This is a genomic window from Amycolatopsis sp. NPDC054798 (genome assembly GCF_053611505.1).
Genome location: NZ_JBSHAM010000108.1, coordinates 6415 through 24082, shown reverse-complemented (window position 1 = coordinate 24082; position 17668 = coordinate 6415). Strand labels below are relative to the sequence as shown.

Sequence of the window (17668 nt, the reverse complement as noted above, 5' to 3'; positions counted from 1 at the left end):
GTTTGTGCCGGTTAGAACCGGCACAAACACTCACAAGACCCAGCACCCCACCCCTCCGCCGCCTTCTGCACCAACCTCACCCCGATGTCCACAACTTGCGGCTTTCAGTTGAGTTCTTGCGCAGACGCGGCTCGCGGCCTTAGGGTGACCGCCGTCACCTGCTGTGCTCCTCCGCGAGATGAGGCTTGAGATGAGCAGACCCTGGTCCCCCGCTCCCCGAAGGATGTTCGCCCTGCTCGCCGCGGCGGGCCTGGCCTTGGGCGCCACCGCCTGCGGGAGCGGCGCGGATCCGGGAAGCTCCGCCGGGGGCAAGGTCACGATCACCGTCACCGGCCAGCCGCCGACCAGCCAGCCGTTCGAACGCGGCGTTTTCGACGCCGACGTCAAGGAATTCGAGGCGGCGCACCCGAATATCCGCATCGAACCGCACGAAGGGTTCATGGACCCGAAGACGTTCGGCGCGAAGCTGGCGGGCGGGCAGCTCGAAGACGTCTACTACGTCTATTTCACCGATCCCGCCCAGATCATCTCCCGGCACCAGGCCGCGGACATCACCGAGGCGGCCAAGAAAGTCCCGCACGTCAACGACCTCAAGCCGGAACTGCTCGACAACTTCCGCGGCCCGGACGGCAAGCTTTACGGCCTGCCGACGATGAACTACACGATGGGCCTGCTCTACAGCCGCCCGCTGTTCCAGAAGGCCGGGCTCGACCCGGACAAGCCGCCGCGGACCTGGGACGAGGTGCGCGCGGCCGCGAAGAAGATTTCCGCGCTGGGCAACGGAATCGTCGGCTACGCGGACTACAGCAAGAACAACCAGGGCGGCTGGCACCTGACCGGCTGGCTCGCGTCGATGGGCGGCTCCGTCGCGCGCAAGGACGGCGGCAAATGGGTCGCCGATTTCGACAACGAAAAAGGCAAGGCGGCCCTGAACCTGCTCCACGACCTGCGCTGGACCGACGATTCCATGGGCAGCAAGCAATTGCTGGAGGCCCAGGACGTGCAGCGGATGATGGGGGCGGGCCAGCTCGGCATGTACATGGCCGCCCCGGACAACGTGCCGGTGCTCGTGAAGCAGTTCAACGGCAAGTACGAGGACTACGGCATCGCCGGGATGCCGGACGGCAAGGGCACGCTGCTCGGCGGCGAGGGCTACATGATCAACCCGAAGGCGTCGCCGGAGAAGATCAAGGCGGGCCTCGAGTGGATCCAGTGGAAATATCTCAACCCGGACCGCTTCGAGAAGCACATCAAGCAGTACGTCGACGGCAAGCAGCCGGTCGGCCTGCCCGCCGAGCCGACCCCTGACGTCTGGCAGGGCGCGGTGCGCGAGCAGCAGCTGGCGCTGAAAGCCAAGTACGCCAACGTTCCCGCGCAGAACTACCAGTCCTATGTGGACTCTTCGAGCAAGATCAAGGGCAGCGTCGAACCGCCGAACGCGCAGCAGGTCTACGCGATACTGGACAGCGTGATGCAGGCGGTGCTCACCGACCGGAACGCGAACATCGACCAGCAGCTCTCGACCGCCGCGGCGAAGGTCACCAGTGTCCTCGCCCAGGTCAAGTAGCCTCCTCGCCTGGCCGGCGACATCCTCGTCGCAGGCCAGGCGGCCGGCCGCCTCCCCGTCCGCGCACCGCAGGGCCCGGCTGCGCCGCAAGCTCAAGGAGAACCTCAGCGCCTACGGCCTGCTGTGCGCCGCGCTGGTCGTGTTCGCGATGTTCTCCTGGTACCCGATCGTGCGCGGCGTGCTGCTCAGCTTCCAGCAGGTCGACTTCGTCAACCCGCCCACGTGGGTCGGCATCGACAACTTCGCCCGGCTGTTCGCGGATCCGCTCTTCGGCGTCGCCTGGCGGAACACGTTGCTGTTCACCGTTCTCGCGCTGGTTTTCGGGTTCGCGGTGCCGTTCCTGACCGCGGTGCTGCTCAACGAACTGCGCCACGCCCGCGCGTTCTTCCGGCTCGCGGTGTACCTGCCGGTGATGCTGCCGCCGGTGGTGACCGCGCTGATGTGGAAATGGTTCTACGACCCGGGCTCCGGCCTGTTCAACTCCGCGCTCGGCGCGGCGGGCCTGTCCGGGCCGCAGTGGCTGGATTCGAGCGGCACCGCGATGCTGTCGCTGGTGTTCGTCTCGACGTGGGCGAACATGGGCAGCACCACGCTGATCTACCTGGCCGCGCTCGGCACGATCCCCGGCGAGCTGTACGAGGCCGCGGAACTCGACGGGGCCGGGATGTGGAAACGGCTGCGGCACGTGACGTTCCCGCAGACCCGGTTCGTCCTGCTGATGCTCCTGCTGCTGCAGATCGTCGCGACCATGCAGGTGTTCACCGAACCGTACGTGATGACCGGCGGCGGCCCGGACGATTCGACGGTGACCGTGCTCCTGCTGCTCTACCGCTATGCCTTCGTCTACAACGACTTCGGCTCGGCGAGCGCGATGAGCCTGCTGCTGTTCCTGGCGCTCGGCGTGTTCTCGGCGCTGTACGTCCGGCTGACCAGGAAGGCGGACCAGGCATGAGGACGCTCGTCTCCCCCGGCGCGTTGCGCAGCCGGCGCGGCAAGGCGGTCTACGGCGTCGTGTTCGCCTGCACGCTCCTGGTGTTCGTGCTCGCCTTCCTGTTCCCGTTGTACTGGGCGGTCACCGGGGCGATGAAGACGCCGCAGGAACTGGCGCAGACCCCGGCCACGCTCGTCCCGCACGAATGGCATCCGGAGACCTTCGCCGAGGCCTGGGACCAGCTGAACCTCGGCAAGTACTTCCTCAACACCCTGGTCGTCGCGGGCGGGGCGTGGCTGGCGCAGATGGCCATCGACGTCCCCGCCGCCTTCGCGCTGTCGAAGCTGCGGCCGAAGTTCGGCAACGCGGTACTCGGGCTCATGCTCGCCACTCTCATGCTGCCCGCCGCCGCGCTGCTCGTGCCGACCTACGTCACCATCAGCGATCTGCCGCTGCTGCACCTGAACCTGATCGACTCCCCCGCCGCGGTCTGGCTGCCCGCCGCCGCGAACGCGTTCAACGTCTATGTGCTGAAACGGTTCTTCGACCGGATCCCGGACGAGCTGATCGAAGCCGCGCGGCTCGACGGCGCCGGCCCGGTGCGCACGCTGTGGCGGATCGTGCTGCCGATCTCGCGGCCGATCCTGGCCGTGGTGTCGATCCTCGCGGTGGTCACCGCGTGGAAGGACTTCATCTGGCCGCTGCTGGTGTTCCCGGACACCGGCAAGCAGACCCTTTCGGTGATGCTGCAGCGCGTGGCGATCGACATGCCGCTCAACGTGCTGACCGCCGGGATGGTGCTGGCCAGCCTGCCGATGGTGGCGCTGTTCCTGGTGTTCCAGCGGCAGATCCTCTCCGGGCTCACCGCCGGCGGGCTCAAGGGCTGAGCCCGCCCGCGCTTGTCGCTTTCCCCCACCACGAGGAGGGTTTTTCCGTGACCGCATCGCGAAGACAAGACAGCTGGTGGCGCACCGCGGCGATCTACCAGATCTACGTCCGCAGTTTCGCCGACGGCAACGGCGACGGCATCGGCGATCTCGCCGGTGTCCGCGCCCGGCTCGACCACCTTGCCGCGCTCGGCGCCGACACGCTCTGGTTCACCCCGTGGTACCCCTCGCCGATGGACGACGGCGGCTACGACGTCGCCGATTTCCGGGACATAGACCCGCTTTTCGGCTCGCTCGCCGAAGCCGAAGCGCTCATCGCCGAGGCGCACGGACGCGGCCTTCGCGTGATCATCGACATCGTGCCGAACCATTGCTCCGACGAGCACCGCTGGTTCCGGGACGCACTCGCCGCCGGGCCGGGTTCGCCTGAGCGGCAACGGTTCTGGTTCCGGCCAGGACGCGGCCCGGACGGCTCCGAGCCGCCGAACAACTGGAAATCGCGCTTCGGCGGGTCCGCGTGGACCCGGGTGCCGGACGGCGAGTGGTACCTGCACCTCTACAGCTCGCGGCAGCCGGATTTCAACTGGGACAACCAGGACGTCCGCGCGGAGTTCGAGGACATCCTGCGGTTCTGGTTCGACCGCGGCGCGGACGGCTTCCGCATCGACGTCGCCGACGGGCTGGTGAAGGACGCTCGGCTGCCGGATGTCGAGGCGGGCGACGAAACGCCGTTCTCCGATCAGGAGGGGCTGCACGAGATCTACCGGTCGTGGCGCAAGATCGCCGACAGCTACCCGGGCGAACGCGTGCTGGTCGGCGAGATGTGGCTGCCGGACATGTCCCGCACCGCGCGGTACCTCCGCCGCGACGAACTGCACTCGGCGTTCAACTTCGATTTCCTGGTCTGCCCGTGGGACGCGGCTCGCTTCCGGGACGTCATCGAGCGGACGCTGCACGCGCACGACGCCGTCGGCGCGCCGCCCGCCTGGGTGCTGTCGAACCACGACGTCACCCGGCACGTCACGCGGTACGGACGGGCCGGCGACACCGGGTTTTCTTTCGCTGACCGGCTGCACGGCACCTCGGTGGACCTGGCCCTGGGCACCCGGCGGGCTCGCGCGGCGGCGTTGCTGACGATGGCGCTGCCCGGCGGGATGTACGTCTACCAGGGCGAGGAGCTGGGACTGTGGGAGGTCGAGGACATTCCCGCCGAGCTGCGGCAGGACCCGGTGTGGGCGCGCACGAACGGTGCCGACCCCGGCCGTGACGGCTGCCGGGTGCCGCTGCCGTGGTCCGGCGAAGAGCCGCCGTTCGGCTTCGGCCCCGGCGGCGCCTGGCTGCCGCAGCCCGCGGAATGGCAGGCGTACACGGCGGAAGCACAGGCGACGGACCCGGCGTCGATGCTCAGCCTTTACCGCGCCGGGCTGCGGCGGCGCACGGAACTCACCGGCGAGCTGGAATGGCTGTCGCTCGGTGATGACGTGCTGGCCTTCCGCCGGGGCGCGGGGTTCACGTTCGTCCTCAACTTCTCCGGTGCCCCGGTGGCGCTGCCGCCGCATGCGGAACTCCTGCTGGCCAGCGACCCGGTGACCGCTGAACTGCCGACGGACACGGCGGTCTGGCTGCGCGCCTGACTCTCGCGGGAAAGCCGATCACCCGGAGGCTCGGGTGGCCGGCTTTCCCGTTGCTCCGCTGAGCGGGATCTCCTTGACAGCACTCCAGTGCACGCCGACGATGATTCATCAGATGTATCGGCCGCCTGCTCGCCCGATTTCCCTGACGATCCAGAAATTCCCCGCCAGGCATCGGACCACTGGACTTCACTGTGGAGGTTCCATGACGACCTTTCCTCGTCGGCACGCACTCGGCATGGCACTCGGCGGCGCGGTGCTGCTCGGCACGGCGGGCACCGCGGCGGCCGCGGGCGGACCAGCGCAGCCGGTGTTCACGGACGGCGCCGGCACTCCGGTCGTGCCGCCGCCTCCGCCGGTGCCCGTTCCGCTGGAGGCGTGGTTCGACAACGACGGCATCGACTCCGCGAACGCGCACGACGGGAACTTCGACGGCTCCGGCTACACCTTCCCGGCGGAGCAGATCCCGGCGGGCAGCACGGTCACCGCGGGCGGCGTGCCCTATCTGCTCGGCTCGGCGGCGGCCGGGGCGAAGAACAACGTCATCGCGCTCGGCCAGCGCATCGAGCTGCCGAAGGGCCGCTACTACGGCGCCGCGTTCCTCGTCGCGTGCAGCTACGGCAGCACCGGAGGCGACGCGACCGTCCACTACGCCGACGGCAGCACCAGCACCGCCACGCTTTCCGGCTCCGACTGGTACGGCTCCGGCGGCGCTGTCGCCTCGACCTTCCGCTACGGCCCGGGCGGCGTCGCCGACCAGAACCCGGTGTCGATCGGCACCGCGCAGGTGTGGATCGACCCGGCGCGCGACGCGGTCGCCCTGACGCTGCCTAAAACCGCCCAGCCCGCCGCGAATGTGCCTAGCCTGCACGTGTTCGCCTTGACGCTGCAGCCGGTCGCGCAAGGCCGTTCGGCGACGGTCCTCGACGCCCGCGCGACCGCGAACCTCCTGCAGGACGGCGGACCGCAAGCGGTGGAAGCGACGGTCGTCAACACCGGCACCGTCTGGCTCGAAGCGCGCGACCGGATCACCGTCTCGCTCGACGTGCCGGGCGGCCGGGTGCGCACTCCCGCGCCGATCCCCCGGCTGGCCCCGGGCGAACAGACCACGGTGCGGCTCGGCCTGGTCCCCGACCGCGGCCTGCCCGCCGGAACGCCCGCGACCGGCCGGATCCGGGTGCTCGCCGACCGTTCGACGATCGCCAGCCGGACGCTTCCGGTGCCGCTCGGCATCCCGGATTTCCGGCCGACGGACGCGTCGCTGTCCACGCATCGCGCGCCGTATTGGTTCTGCGACGCCAAATTCGGCATCTTCATCCACTGGGGCGTGTACTCGGTGCCCGCGTGGGCTCCGGTCGGGCAGCAGTACGCCGAGTGGTACTGGAACAACCAGCAAGATCCCAACGGTCCCACGTACGCATATCACGCCAAGACCTACGGCGAATCGTTCGTGTACGACGACTTCATCCCGAAGTTCACCGCCGCGCGGTTCGATCCGCGTTCGTGGGTGCGCCTGATCGAGGACGCTGGCGCGCAGTACTACGTACTCACGTCCAAGCATCACGACGGTTTCGCCTTGTGGGACACCAAAGTCAGCGGCCGCAACGCGAAGAAGCTCGGCCCGCGCCGCGATCTCGTCGCCGACTTGTTCGCCGCCTCGCGCAAATACACGCCGGGCCTGCGCAACGGCCTGTATTTCTCGCTGCCCGAGTGGTTCAACCCGGACAACCCGTGGATGGGCCACGCCCCGCGCAATCCGTACACCGGCGCGCCGCTGCCCTACACCGGCTACACGGCCGGACGCGATTTCGTGAAGGACCTTCAAGCGCCGCAGGTGCTGGAGCTGATCTCCGGCTTCGACCCGGACGTTCTCTGGTTCGACATCGGCGGCGTGAACGACAGCCGCGAAGTGCTCACCGAGTACTTCAACCGCGCCAAAAACCGGCGTCGGCCCAAAGATGTCACCTACAACGACCGCGGCGGCATCCCGGACCACGACTTCACGACGCCGGAGTACACGACGTACCCGAACACCGTCGTCGCGAAGTGGGAGTCGAGCCGGGGCCTCGACCCGTATTCCTACGGCTACAACCGTGCGACGCCGGACGACAAGTACATGACCACCGAGGATGTGGTGCACACGCTCGTCGACGTGGTGTCGAAGAACGGCAACTTCCTGCTGGACATCGGCCCCGAATACGACGGCACGATCCCCGCCGTGATGCAGCAGCGGCTGCGCGAGACCGGGGCGTGGCTGCGCACCAACGGCGAAGCGATCTACGGCACCACATACTGGTCGCGCATGGCCCAGCTCGGCGATCTGCGCTTCACCGTCAAGCCAGGTTCGGCGTTCTACGTCATGTCGCTCGTCGCGCCCGGCGCACAGCTGGTGGTCGACGCCCCGGTCCCGATCCGGCAGGGCGACCGCGTGAGCATGCTCGGCCACGGCGGTTCGCTGCACTGGACCCAGAACGACGGACGGCTGGTCATCGACGTCCCCGCTGCGGCGCGGGCGGCCGGGAAGCACGCGTGGGTGTTCAAAGTGGACTGGCGCTGATCCTCGCCGCCGCAGTCAGTGGCAGCCCGGGTTCCAGGTCGCGAGCCCGGGCCGCCACGTCCGCGTCCGAACAAAACCCACACCCGCTGCGCTTCAAGCACAGCAGCCCCACCAGCCGCCCGTTCCCGTCCACCACAGCCAGCCTGCGCCGGGACATCCCCAGCCAGGTCGCGTAAAGCTCCGCTTCCGGAGCGACCACCCGCCCGGTCAGCCGACCCGCCCGAGACGCCGGAAGCTCGTCCGGCAACCCGTCGAGATCCGGCCGTTCCACGACGCTCACCAGCGTCTGTCCGGCAACGACCAGCGCAGCGTGCACGTGGTCGTTGTCGAAGAGCGCGCGGACCTCGCCGACCGTGGCCGAAGCGGCGAGCACCTTCGGCGCGCGGAGCATCGCCTCGCCGACCGTCGGCGCGCCGCGGAAATCCGGTGCGGTCACTGCGGGTTGTTCCACTCCGCGTCGGACTGGTCCTCCGCCGCGGTGCGTTCGCGGGCCAGCTCCAGCGCCCGCCGGGCGGTGGCCTCGTCCGGGTACGGGCCGAGCCGGTCCACGCCGCGCGACTGGCGGCCGCGCTCGACCTCGTTCGTGCGCGTGTTGAAGTACCACTCTTCGGACAGTTCTTCGGACATCGTCAGCTCCTGGGAGAATCGGTCGAACGCGCCGCGTCCACGCGCAGCGCCTGCATCGCGGTGACCAGTTCGGCCAGGTCCCGCGGGTCGGTCAGCGACCGGTCGGTGAGTTCCCGGATCCGGCGCAGCCGGTACCGGACGGTGTTGGCGTGGCAGTGCAGGACCTGCCCCGCGCGTTCGGACGAACCGCCGTGCGCGAAGTACGCGTTCAGCGTCTCCAGCAGCACGTCGCGTTCCTCGGCGGGCAGTTCCAGCACCGCGCCGAAGACCTGCTCCCCCAGCCGGCGGCCCTCGTCCGGGTCGTAGGCGACGAACGCGGCCAGCGGGCTCGGGTCGAAGGCGCGGACCTCGCCGCGTTCCGGCGGAATGGCCGACAGCGCGGTCCGGGCCAGGTGCACCGCGCGCGGGGTTTCGGTCAGCGAGCGGAACAGCGGGCTCACGCCGGTGCGGGCCAGCGCCAGTTCGCGCAGCAGCGCGAGCATCGCGTCGTACTGCTCCTCGCGCAGCGACACCACGCCGGCCTGCAGCGTCGGCGAGAGGTGCCACGCCGACACGATGCCGAGCTGCCCGAGCCGCCGTTCGACGCCGACCAGGCTCTCCTCGGCCAGCCCGCGCGTCTCGGCCACGACCACGGCCAGCTTCCCGTCCAGCGACAGCCCGAGCAGCCGTCCCGCCTCCCACGGCCCGGAGCCGGACCCGCGCTGGCCGGTCAGCAGCGCCTCGGCCAGTGCGGAACGCCTTCGTTGCTGGGCGACCAGCAGTTCCGCGTTCGCCGCCCGGTACGCCTCGGTCACGCGGACCGCGTGCTCGTCGGTGACCTGCCACAGCAGGCTCGCCACGTCGATCAGCACGTCGGTGCTTCCCGCCTCGCGGGCCCGGCTCACCAGCAGGTCCCACAGCATCGCGCAGGCGATCCGGTACACCTGCAGCACCTCGGGCAGCGGCGCGCCCTGGTGCGCCCGGCGGCGGCCGGTCTCCTTCGGCGCGCGCTGGTCCGGGGCCTCGCCGCCGCTGAGCGCGTCGACCATGAACCGGAGGTTCACCGCGATCGAGCGGCGCAGGTCGGCGCGCGGGACGATCTTCTCGTCCCGGTACATCGCGATCCGCTCGCAGCTCGCCGCGCAGACGTCGTCGATCAGCCGGGGCAGCCGTTCGTCGGCCCAGGCGACGAGTCCGGTCAAGGCGGCGGTGCGCACAGCGCTTTCCTCCCGGTCGGCCACGCCCGGGATGCTACCTGCGTTCCGGCCCGGCCGCGCCCGCGGCTTTCCCCGCCCGGGAAACGGAAGCCGATTTTCCGCGCATTTTGTGGGCCGCTACAGAAATGTTTGTCGCCGTCCACAATAGCGCCGGCCGCATTCCCCGTCCGGATGCCCGGCGCGGGCCGCCGTGCTTGAATCAGGAAGAGAAGCACAGTTGCGGGCGAGAGGGTTACGGTGGACGAACAGCGCGAGGGCCAGCCGGAGTTCAAGCCTTACCACCATCCGGCCGCGGGCTGGGGCGCGGCGAAAAGCGTGACGCAGTTCCTCGTCCGGGAACGGGAACTTCTCGCCGGCCCGCGCGCGATCGTGAAGATGAACCACGAGAACGGCGGGTTCGACTGCCCCGGCTGCGCCTGGCCGGACGACACCAAAGGCCTGCATCTCGACATTTGCGAAAACGGGATCAAGCACGTCACCTGGGAGATGACGCGGAAACGCGTCGGCGCGGAATTCTTCGCCGCGCACACCGTGTCCGAACTGGACGGCTGGAGCGACACCGCGCTGGAATCCCAGGGGCGGCTCACCGAACCGCTGCGCTACGACGAGAAGACCGACCGGTACGTGCCGATCTCGTGGGACAAGGCGTTCGAACTGGTCGGAGCCGCGCTGCGCGGCCTCGACTCCCCCGACCAGGCCGCGTTCTACACCTCCGGCCGCCTCGGCAACGAGGCGACGTTCCTGTACCAGCTGTGGGCGCGGGAGTTCGGCACGAACAACCTGCCGGACTGCTCGAACATGTGCCACGAGGCGAGCGGCCGCGCGCTGCAAGCCGCGCTCGGCACCGGCAAGGGCACCGCGGACATCCACGACTGGGAAGCCGCCGACGCGCTGTTCATCATGGGCGTGAACGCCGCGTCGAACGCGCCCCGGATGCTCACCGCGCTCGCCGAGGCGCACCGGCGCGGCGCGCAGATCGTGCACGTCAACCCGCTGGTCGAGGCCGGGGCCACGCGCACGATCATCCCGCACGACTTCGTCCGGATGGCGACCTTCCAAGCGACCCCGACGTCCACACTCACCCTGCAGCCGCGCATCGGCGGCGACCTCGCGTTCCTCCGCGGCATGGCAAAAGCCCTGCTTGAGATGGCAGAAACCGATCCTGGTGCGATCAACTCGGACTTCCTCGCGACCTACACCACCGGCGGCGAGAAGTACCGCGTCGTCTGCGAAACCACGCCCTGGGCCGACCTGGAACGGCAGTCCGGGCTGACGGAGTCCGAAATCCGCGCGGCGGCGAAGATCTACCGCGACGCCGACCGGGCGATCATCAGCTGGTGCCTCGGCGTGACCCAGCACGAGCACGGCGTCGACACCGTCCGTGAGATCGTGAACCTGTTGCTGCTGCGCGGAAACCTCGGCCGCCCCGGGACCGGGCCGTCGCCGGTGCGCGGGCACAGCAACGTGCAGGGCAACCGCACCTGCGGCATCGACCACCGCCCGGCGCCGGAGTTCCTCGACAAGCTCGCCGAGGTCTGCGGCATCGACCCGCCGCGCCACCACGGGCTCGACACCGTCGGCACCATCGAGGCGATGCACCGCGGCGACGTGCGCGTATTCGTCGGCATGGGCGGCAATTTCGCCCTCGCCGCGCCCGACACCCCCTACACCGCGGCCGCGTTGCGCAAGTGCGACCTGACCGTTCAGGTCAGCACCAAACTCAACCGCAGCCATCTCGAACACGGCAAACAGGCGCTGATCCTGCCCTGCCTCGGCCGGACCGAGAAGGACTTCCAGGCCAGCGGGCTGCAATCGACGTCGGTCGAGGACGCGATGAGCATGGTCCACCTGTCCACCGGCATGAAGAAACCCGCCTCGCCGCACCTGCTGTCCGAACCCGCGATCATCGCCGGGATGGCCAGCGCCACCCTGCCGGACAGCACGACGCCGTGGGCGGACTACGTCGGCGACTACGACCGGATCCGCGACACCATGGCACGGGTCCTCGACGGCTTCGAGGACTTCAACACCCGCGTCCGCGAACCCTTGGGCTTCCGCATCCACCAGCCCGCCCGCGAACGGGTCTTCCACACGCCGTCCGGGCGCGCCGAGTTCTCCACCGCGGACCTGCCCGACGTCGTCCCCGCCGCCGGAACGCTGGCGCTGGGCACGATGCGCTCGCACGACCAGTGGAACACGACGATCTACTCCGACGACGACCGCTACCGCGGCATCAAAAACCTCCGCACGCTGGTGTTCCTGAACGCCGAGGACATGCGCGAGCGCGGCCTGAGCGAGTTCGACGAGGTCGACATCACCGCCACCGCGAAAGACGGCACGCAACGTTCGGTGCAGCGCTACCGCGCCATTCCGTACGACATCCCGCGCGGCTGCGCGGCCGGGTACATGCCGGAAATGAACGTCCTGTGCGCGATCGGCGACTACAGCACGCAGAGCGACCAGCCGATCATGAAGCACCTGAAGGTCACGGTCGAGCGCTCCGCGTGAGACCGGCGGTCCGGCACGGGGCGCGGACGAGCACCGCCGCCCCGATGCCGGCCGCGACGCCGACGAGCGTGTCGGCCACCCGTGCCGTGAGCAGTGTCGCCGGTGCGGCGGGCGCGGCCAGTTCCGTCATCACGAGGATCAGCGGGGTGAAGAATCCCAGCGCGATTCCGTAGTGACGGGACATGAACAATTCCGTCGGGAACAGCAGCGCGATCACCGCCAGCGCCAGCGGTGCGGCCCCGAATCCCGGCAGCAGCAGCAAAGCCGTGACGACCAGTCCGGCCAGCGTCCCGAGAACCCGGTGCGCGCTGCGGTCCAGCACACTGCGCAGACCCGGATGCAACCTGCTTCGCGGGTCGGCCGCCGCCAACGGCACTGCGGCCGAGGCCATCGCCCAGTTCGCGTGATCCACGCCGAGGAGCAACCCGACCGCGCCCGCGGCAGCGATCGCCACCGCGTACCGGGCAGCGTTCACCACGGCGCACGCTGTCCCACAGGTCGTTGTCCTTGGGGAAGCTGGACGTTCCGGCCCGGTCAGTCCAATGAGGACACATCCGGCGATGGTGCCCGCGCACAACGCGATCCCGGCCCACGGCTCGACTCGCCCGGCGGGCACCAGCGCGATCGCACCGAGGGCGAAAATCCCGAAGAACGGCCCGCGCGGGCTCAAGTCCAACCGGTTGGTCACCAGCGCACAACCGAACGAGAACGCGGATTCGGTGACGACCAGCAGCCACGGCGGCGCGTGACACGCTGACAGCAAAACACCCACCGAAACGCCGCTCAGCAGCACCGCACCTGCCTGGAGCTGGTGCCGGAAACGAAGCGCCCGCGTTTCGGCACGGCCGTACATCCCGGCGAACGAGCCGAACGCGGCGAAAATGATCAAGTCCGGACGGCCCGCCGCGAGCAACGCCAGCCCGGGGACGAGCAATCCGGCCGCGACCCGGCCGGCATGCCACCATTCGCCGCCGTCGAACGAGCGCGCGGGCGCGGCCGAGGTCGCCACCGGCACCTGTCCTCCGCTTGCTCGTTCCTGACGTTGCACTGCCCGGGATCCGCCGGTCGTCCGACAATACCTGCGCGAACGTCGGCACCAGCCAGGATTGTGGTTCCCCACAAGGACGTCTGTGGCCGGGCGGGAGGATTCCCGCAGCGGGCGAAACTCCGGGCTGACCGAATGCACCCAGGGCCTGGCAAACTTCGGCCATGGCGAACAACGGACTGTGGGTGGGCATCCTGACGGCGTTGACCGCGCTCGCGGCCAGCTTCCTCACCTCCCGGGCGACCTTTCGCGCCGCACTGGCCCAAGCCCGGACGAACACCCGGGCGGAAGCCCTTCGCGCGCAACATGAACAGCGCCGGTCCTCCTATCTGGAAATGATGAACTGCGTGCACGCGTTCAACCAGGTCACCTGGCAGATCTACGACGTCGAAGCGGCTCCCGACAGCGAAAGCGCGCAACGGATCCTGTGGCAGATGCACGAGCGCGTCGGCCCGGCCATCGCGGACATGAACAAGGCAATGCACGAAGTCCGGCTCGACGGCCCGGCCGAGGTCTCCGCGGCGGCGGATCTCGTGCGGAACGGGGCACGGCACGTGCAGTCGGCGCTCAAGGCTTTCGCCGAGGACAACAGTTCCGAGAGGCGGGACGCTTACGACACTGCCTACCGGCACTTCCGGGAGGCATACCTCACGTTCATCGGCTTGGCGCGAGCAGCGCTGGAAGTTCAGGACAGCGAGCCGGTGATGCCTCGTCTGCTGAAGCGACGCTAGGCACCTCGGACAGGCGGCCACGGATCGCGGTCCGCTGTCCGCACGAGCCGAGGAACCCTTCGTCCAGCATTCGCCAGACACCGAGCGCCGCACCGGCCTGACCTCGAACGCTCCCCTTCAGGTCAGTACTTGCCTGAAGAGAAAGTGATGAGGTACTTTCTCCTGAGGAAAGTGATTCCGGCCAGACAAGGAGACGGTCATGCCCGAGCATCCGTCCGCTGAAGAAGCGGCACGCGCCCTGCGGGAGGTCGGCCACCGCAGGGACCAGGCACTGGGCTCCTTGCACGGGGCGAGGTGGGTGGACGCGGTCTTCGCTGTCGTGGTCTTCCTGTACCTGGCCTCGGCGGACTTCCTGCCCAGCGCCGCCGCGTGGAAGGGCCTGGTGCTGGCCGTGCTCGTCGTGGGCTACGTGCTGTTGCTGCGCACCCGTCGAGGCGCGTCGTGGCTGGGGCACCAGGTGCGGGCGGACAGGTCGGCGAGGCGGCCGAAGCTCGCCGCCGGGCTGGTCCTCGTCGTGGTCTGCGTGGCGGCGGCGCTCGCGCTGGCGCTGCTGCCCGTGCGGATCCCGTACGGGAACACGATCCTGGGCGCGGTGCTGGCGATCGTGCTGATCGCGTTCGGGCCGCACCTGCGGCGAGGCTTGGCCGCGCTGATCCGGCGCGGCCGCTCGGGAGGTGCGCCGGATGGCCGTGCCTGACCTGGACCCGCTCCTGCTGGACCCCACCCGGCTCTCCATCGTGGCGCTGTTGTCCGGCGCCGAGTGGGCCGAGTTCGGCTGGGTCCGCGATTCGGCCGGGCTGTCGGACTCCGCGCTGTCGAAGCAGATCACGAACCTGGCCAACCCGGGGTACGTCGAAGTCAAGAAGGGATACGTGGGCAAACGCCCGCGAACTTGGCTCAACCTCAGCGATTCCGGGCACCACGCGCTGCGCGCCCACGTCGCGGCCCTGCACCGGATCGTCGAGCAATCGCAACGGGCGGAGGGCGCGCACCGCGCGGAGGAACCCGGCGGCTGACCGCACCGGTAGATGGCGCGGCGGTCCCGCAGAGCTTCGAACCCGCCCGGTTGCCGCTCCGCATGTCACTCTTGGCGGGAAACGTGGTACTCACTGCCGCTGGCCCGGCCGTCCGCGCCCGTTCCGGCGCACACTCTCCCCACGAAAGGACAAGAGACCACCAGCAGCCTCGGGAGCCTCCAGTGAGACGCACCAGAATCGCTCTCTTCGCCCTGCTCGTCCTCTGCGCCGCGAGTTTCAGCCCCGCCGCCGCGTCGGCGGCCCCGGGAGCGGACGCCTTCGCCCTCTCCAGCACCGCCTTCGCCGACGGCGGGATGATCCCCAAGGTCCACGACTGCGCCAGCAGCGGCGACGGCGACCCGGAGAAGAAGGACGAGTCGCCGCCGCTGGCCTGGTCCGGAGCCCCGGAGCAGGCCAAGAGCTACGCGATCGTCATGCACGACCTCGACAACGGCATCATCCACTGGGTCATCTACGACATCCCGGCGGGCACGGCCGGACTGCCGCAGAACGTCGACCACGCGTACCAGCCCTCGGTTCCTGCCGGGTCACGGCAGGCCTATTACCGCGGCAGCGCGAACTTCTTCGGATACCAGGGCCCGTGCACGACGGACCACACCTACGAATGGGCCGTCCACGCGCTCAGCAAGGAATCGCTGACCGAACTCGATTCCAATTCCTCGACCCAGACCGCCGAGAACGCCATCAACGCGGCCACCATCGCGACCGCTTCGCTGCGCGGAAACTCGTAGCCGGGCCGGGCGCGGTTCAGCAGGCGGCCGTTCAGAAGACGATCGTTTAGAAGACGACCACCTGACGGACCGCGCCCCCGTCCCGCAGCCGGTCGAAGCCCGCGTTGATCTCCTCCAGCGCGATCGAATGCGTCAGCAACGCCTCCACCGGCAACAACCCGGCCTGGTACAACGCGATGAACCGGGGAACATCCCGCCGAGGCACGCACGAACCGAGGTAACTGCCGCGCAGGGTTTTCTCTTCGGCCACCAGGCTTTGCGCGGGCAGGGTCAGCCCGGCGGACGGGTCCGGCAGGCCCACGGTCACCGTCGTCCCGCCCGGCCGCGTCGCCTCGTACGCCTGGCTCAGCGCGGCGACCACGCCGGTGGTGTCGACGGCGTAGTCCACGCCGCCGCCGGTCCGCTCGCGGATCTCCGCGACGTCACCGGTCAGCACGTGCGTCGCACCGAGCGAACGCGCCAGTTCGCGTTTGCTCTCGACCGGGTCGATCGCGAGGAGGGTGCTGGCACCGGCGGCTTTCGCGGCGAGCAACGCGGAGAGGCCGACCCCGCCGAGCCCGAACACGGCCACGCTGTCGCCGGGACGCACGTCCGCCGCGTTGAACACCGCACCGGCACCGGTCAGCACCGCGCAGCCGAACAACGCCGCGATCTCGAACGGCAGCGCCTTGTCGATCCGCACCGCCGACCGGTCGGACACCACCACGTGCGAGGCGAAGGCCGAAACTCCAAGGTGGTGCAACGGGTTCCCGGCCGGCGACGACCACCGGACGTCCCCGCCGAGCAGCGTGCCCTCCCGGTTGGCCGCCGCGGCGGGACCGCACAGCGCCGGGCGGCCCGCCGTGCACGGAGCGCAGTCGCCGCACGAGGGCACGAATGTCAGGACGACGTGTTCGCCGGGCCGGAAGTCGCTGCCCGGCCCCGCTTCGACCACCTCGCCGGCCGCCTCGTGCCCGAGCACCATCGGCAGCGGACGGGGCCGCGAACCGTTGATCACCGACAGGTCCGAATGGCACAGCCCGGCCGCGCGCACCCGCACCAGCAGTTCGCCGGGGCCCGGCGGGGCCAGCGTCAGCGTCTCGATCTCCAGCGGTTTCCCGACCTCGCGCAGAACCGCGCCGCGAACCTCCATCACGCACCGACCGGGACGCAACGGGTGACCTGCCGCTCGGACAGCAGCGGCACGACCTCGCCGAGCACGATCCGAGTGAAGTGCTCCGACGCGCAGTGCGCGGCGAAGTCCGCTTCGCTGTCGTACTCCTCGACGATCACCACGACCCCGTCCTCGATTCCCGTGTGGACGGTGTACCGGCGGCAGCCGGGCTCGCGCCGCGACGCCTCCGCCATCGGGCCGAGCAGTTCGACGACCCGGTCCCGCTCCGCGGTCGCATACCGGGCCACCACTACGAAACTCATTCTTCTCCTGTACGCAGCCGGGACCGGGTCAGCGACCACAGCCCCGGATCGGAGGACGCGGCAGCCGCCGCGCCCATCGCCAACGAATGCGCCACCCCGTCGCGGTCGGTGACGAAACCGGCCGCGACGAACGGCGACATGACCTCCCGCGCCGCCGCCGACATCCACGGGATGATCGGGGCGGGCATCAGCTCCACGAGGTCCGGGCCGCTGCGCTTGACCGCCTCCAGGCTCCGGTTGAGGTTCGACCGGTCGGTGACGAACACCTTGTGCATGGTCAGCATCGACAGCGCCCGCGCCCGTTCGATCGGCGCGACCCGGGTGCTGACCACCCCGGCCGCCCCGATCTCCTGGAGGAAGTCCACGCCCGCCCGGTCGGTGGCGAGCCCGGGGCACGAATCGATGTTGACGAACACGAGCTTGTCCCGCCCGGCCAGCGCCGCGACGATCTTCGGCAGCTGCCCGACCGGGACGGACGCCAGGATCCCGACCCGGGAGTCCGCGGCCACGAAATCCGGCACCTTCGCGACGCCGACCACCGACGCGCACACCGGGACGTCCTCGAACGCCGCCGTGATCTTCTCGTTCATGCCGTCCACCGTTTCATGCCTCCCGCCGCTCCCCCGTCCCCGCCTCGAAGGTCCGTGAGGGGAACCCTGCCGCCCCGCCGCACCTGCGGCCGCCCAGCTCGCCAAGTCCGGCAGCGCACGCCCCGGCGCCGTGCGAGAATCGGGTCATGATGGTGAAGTTTTATAGGACCTATGGCGACAAGGGGCTGGAGAGCCGGGCGTGGTGTGGGAGTGT

Annotated in this window: 17 protein-coding genes; 10 read left to right on the top strand and 7 right to left on the bottom strand. The window is 69.6% G+C overall.

What is annotated here, in order from left to right; translation table 11 throughout:
- Window positions 1-190 precede the first annotated feature (190 nt).
- The 5 genes from ACWGIC_RS38835 (at window position 191) to ACWGIC_RS38815 (ending at window position 7573) form a co-directional block, all read left to right on the top strand.
- Window positions 191-1567: an ABC transporter substrate-binding protein gene (locus ACWGIC_RS38835; protein ID WP_452080941.1), complete on the top strand. Its 1377-nt coding sequence runs from the start codon at window positions 191-193 to the stop codon at window positions 1565-1567.
- Entirely contained in the window at window positions 1545-2519 is a 975-nt protein-coding gene (locus tag ACWGIC_RS38830) for a carbohydrate ABC transporter permease (protein WP_452080940.1), read from the top strand. Before ACWGIC_RS38835 ends, ACWGIC_RS38830 begins: the two co-directional genes overlap by 23 nt.
- Entirely contained in the window at window positions 2516-3385 is an 870-nt protein-coding gene (locus ACWGIC_RS38825) for a carbohydrate ABC transporter permease (RefSeq protein WP_452080939.1), read from the top strand. The genes ACWGIC_RS38830 and ACWGIC_RS38825 overlap by 4 nt, the downstream gene beginning before the upstream one ends.
- A 47-nt stretch (window positions 3386-3432) precedes the next feature.
- Window positions 3433-5019 carry a glycoside hydrolase family 13 protein gene (locus ACWGIC_RS38820; protein WP_452080938.1) on the top strand — a complete coding sequence of 529 codons (1587 nt, stop codon included), beginning with the start codon at window positions 3433-3435 and terminating at the stop codon, window positions 5017-5019.
- A 202-nt stretch (window positions 5020-5221) separates the two neighbouring features.
- A complete protein-coding gene (locus ACWGIC_RS38815) occupies window positions 5222-7573 on the top strand; it encodes an alpha-L-fucosidase (RefSeq protein WP_452080937.1) in 2352 nt (783 codons plus the stop codon).
- Here ACWGIC_RS38815 and ACWGIC_RS38810 read toward each other — a convergent pair.
- Genes ACWGIC_RS38810 through ACWGIC_RS38800 form a run of 3 tightly spaced genes read right to left on the bottom strand, consistent with a single transcriptional unit; the run spans window position 7554 to window position 9420 of the window.
- Entirely contained in the window at window positions 7554-8009 is a 456-nt protein-coding gene (locus ACWGIC_RS38810) for a CBS domain-containing protein (protein ID WP_452080936.1), read from the bottom strand. The genes ACWGIC_RS38815 and ACWGIC_RS38810 overlap by 20 nt on opposite strands.
- Window positions 8006-8200, bottom strand: coding sequence for a hypothetical protein (locus ACWGIC_RS38805; RefSeq protein WP_452080935.1), 195 nt, complete (start codon window positions 8198-8200; stop codon window positions 8006-8008). The genes ACWGIC_RS38810 and ACWGIC_RS38805 overlap by 4 nt, the downstream gene beginning before the upstream one ends.
- Before the next feature lie 2 nt (window positions 8201-8202).
- Window positions 8203-9420: a PucR family transcriptional regulator gene (locus ACWGIC_RS38800; protein WP_452080934.1), complete on the bottom strand. Its 1218-nt coding sequence runs from the start codon at window positions 9418-9420 to the stop codon at window positions 8203-8205.
- Between the two features lie 213 nt (window positions 9421-9633).
- Between ACWGIC_RS38800 and ACWGIC_RS38795 the strand changes: the two genes are divergently transcribed.
- Window positions 9634-11904 carry an FdhF/YdeP family oxidoreductase gene (locus tag ACWGIC_RS38795; protein WP_452080933.1) on the top strand — a complete coding sequence of 757 codons (2271 nt, stop codon included), beginning with the start codon at window positions 9634-9636 and terminating at the stop codon, window positions 11902-11904.
- Here ACWGIC_RS38795 and ACWGIC_RS38790 read toward each other — a convergent pair.
- Entirely contained in the window at window positions 11882-12919 is a 1038-nt protein-coding gene (locus tag ACWGIC_RS38790; RefSeq protein ID WP_452080932.1) for an FUSC family protein, read from the bottom strand. The genes ACWGIC_RS38795 and ACWGIC_RS38790 overlap by 23 nt on opposite strands.
- A gap of 194 nt (window positions 12920-13113) precedes the next feature.
- Between ACWGIC_RS38790 and ACWGIC_RS38785 the strand changes: the two genes are divergently transcribed.
- The 4 genes from ACWGIC_RS38785 (at window position 13114) to ACWGIC_RS38770 (ending at window position 15448) form a co-directional block, all read left to right on the top strand.
- Window positions 13114-13680 carry a hypothetical protein gene (locus ACWGIC_RS38785; protein WP_452080931.1) on the top strand — a complete coding sequence of 189 codons (567 nt, stop codon included), beginning with the start codon at window positions 13114-13116 and terminating at the stop codon, window positions 13678-13680.
- Between the two features lie 199 nt (window positions 13681-13879).
- Window positions 13880-14377: a hypothetical protein gene (locus tag ACWGIC_RS38780; RefSeq protein WP_452080930.1), complete on the top strand. Its 498-nt coding sequence runs from the start codon at window positions 13880-13882 to the stop codon at window positions 14375-14377.
- Window positions 14364-14696: a transcriptional regulator gene (locus ACWGIC_RS38775; RefSeq protein WP_452080929.1), complete on the top strand. Its 333-nt coding sequence runs from the start codon at window positions 14364-14366 to the stop codon at window positions 14694-14696. The genes ACWGIC_RS38780 and ACWGIC_RS38775 overlap by 14 nt, the downstream gene beginning before the upstream one ends.
- 182 nt (window positions 14697-14878) lie before the next feature.
- Window positions 14879-15448: a YbhB/YbcL family Raf kinase inhibitor-like protein gene (locus ACWGIC_RS38770; RefSeq protein ID WP_452080928.1), complete on the top strand. Its 570-nt coding sequence runs from the start codon at window positions 14879-14881 to the stop codon at window positions 15446-15448.
- Between the two features lie 46 nt (window positions 15449-15494).
- Here ACWGIC_RS38770 and ACWGIC_RS38765 read toward each other — a convergent pair whose 3' ends face one another.
- From ACWGIC_RS38765 to ACWGIC_RS38755, 3 genes are read right to left on the bottom strand one after another with little or no spacing between them, the layout of a single operon-like run.
- Window positions 15495-16580, bottom strand: coding sequence for a zinc-dependent alcohol dehydrogenase family protein (locus ACWGIC_RS38765; protein ID WP_452080942.1), 1086 nt, complete (start codon window positions 16578-16580; stop codon window positions 15495-15497).
- Window positions 16580-16864 (bottom strand): putative quinol monooxygenase, encoded by a 285-nt coding sequence (locus ACWGIC_RS38760; protein WP_452080927.1) that lies wholly within the window; start codon window positions 16862-16864, stop codon window positions 16580-16582. Before ACWGIC_RS38760 ends, ACWGIC_RS38765 begins: the two co-directional genes overlap by 1 nt.
- Window positions 16861-17454 (bottom strand): glycerol-3-phosphate responsive antiterminator, encoded by a 594-nt coding sequence (locus tag ACWGIC_RS38755; protein ID WP_452080926.1) that lies wholly within the window; start codon window positions 17452-17454, stop codon window positions 16861-16863. The genes ACWGIC_RS38760 and ACWGIC_RS38755 overlap by 4 nt, the downstream gene beginning before the upstream one ends.
- Window positions 17455-17668: the final 214 nt, after the last annotated feature.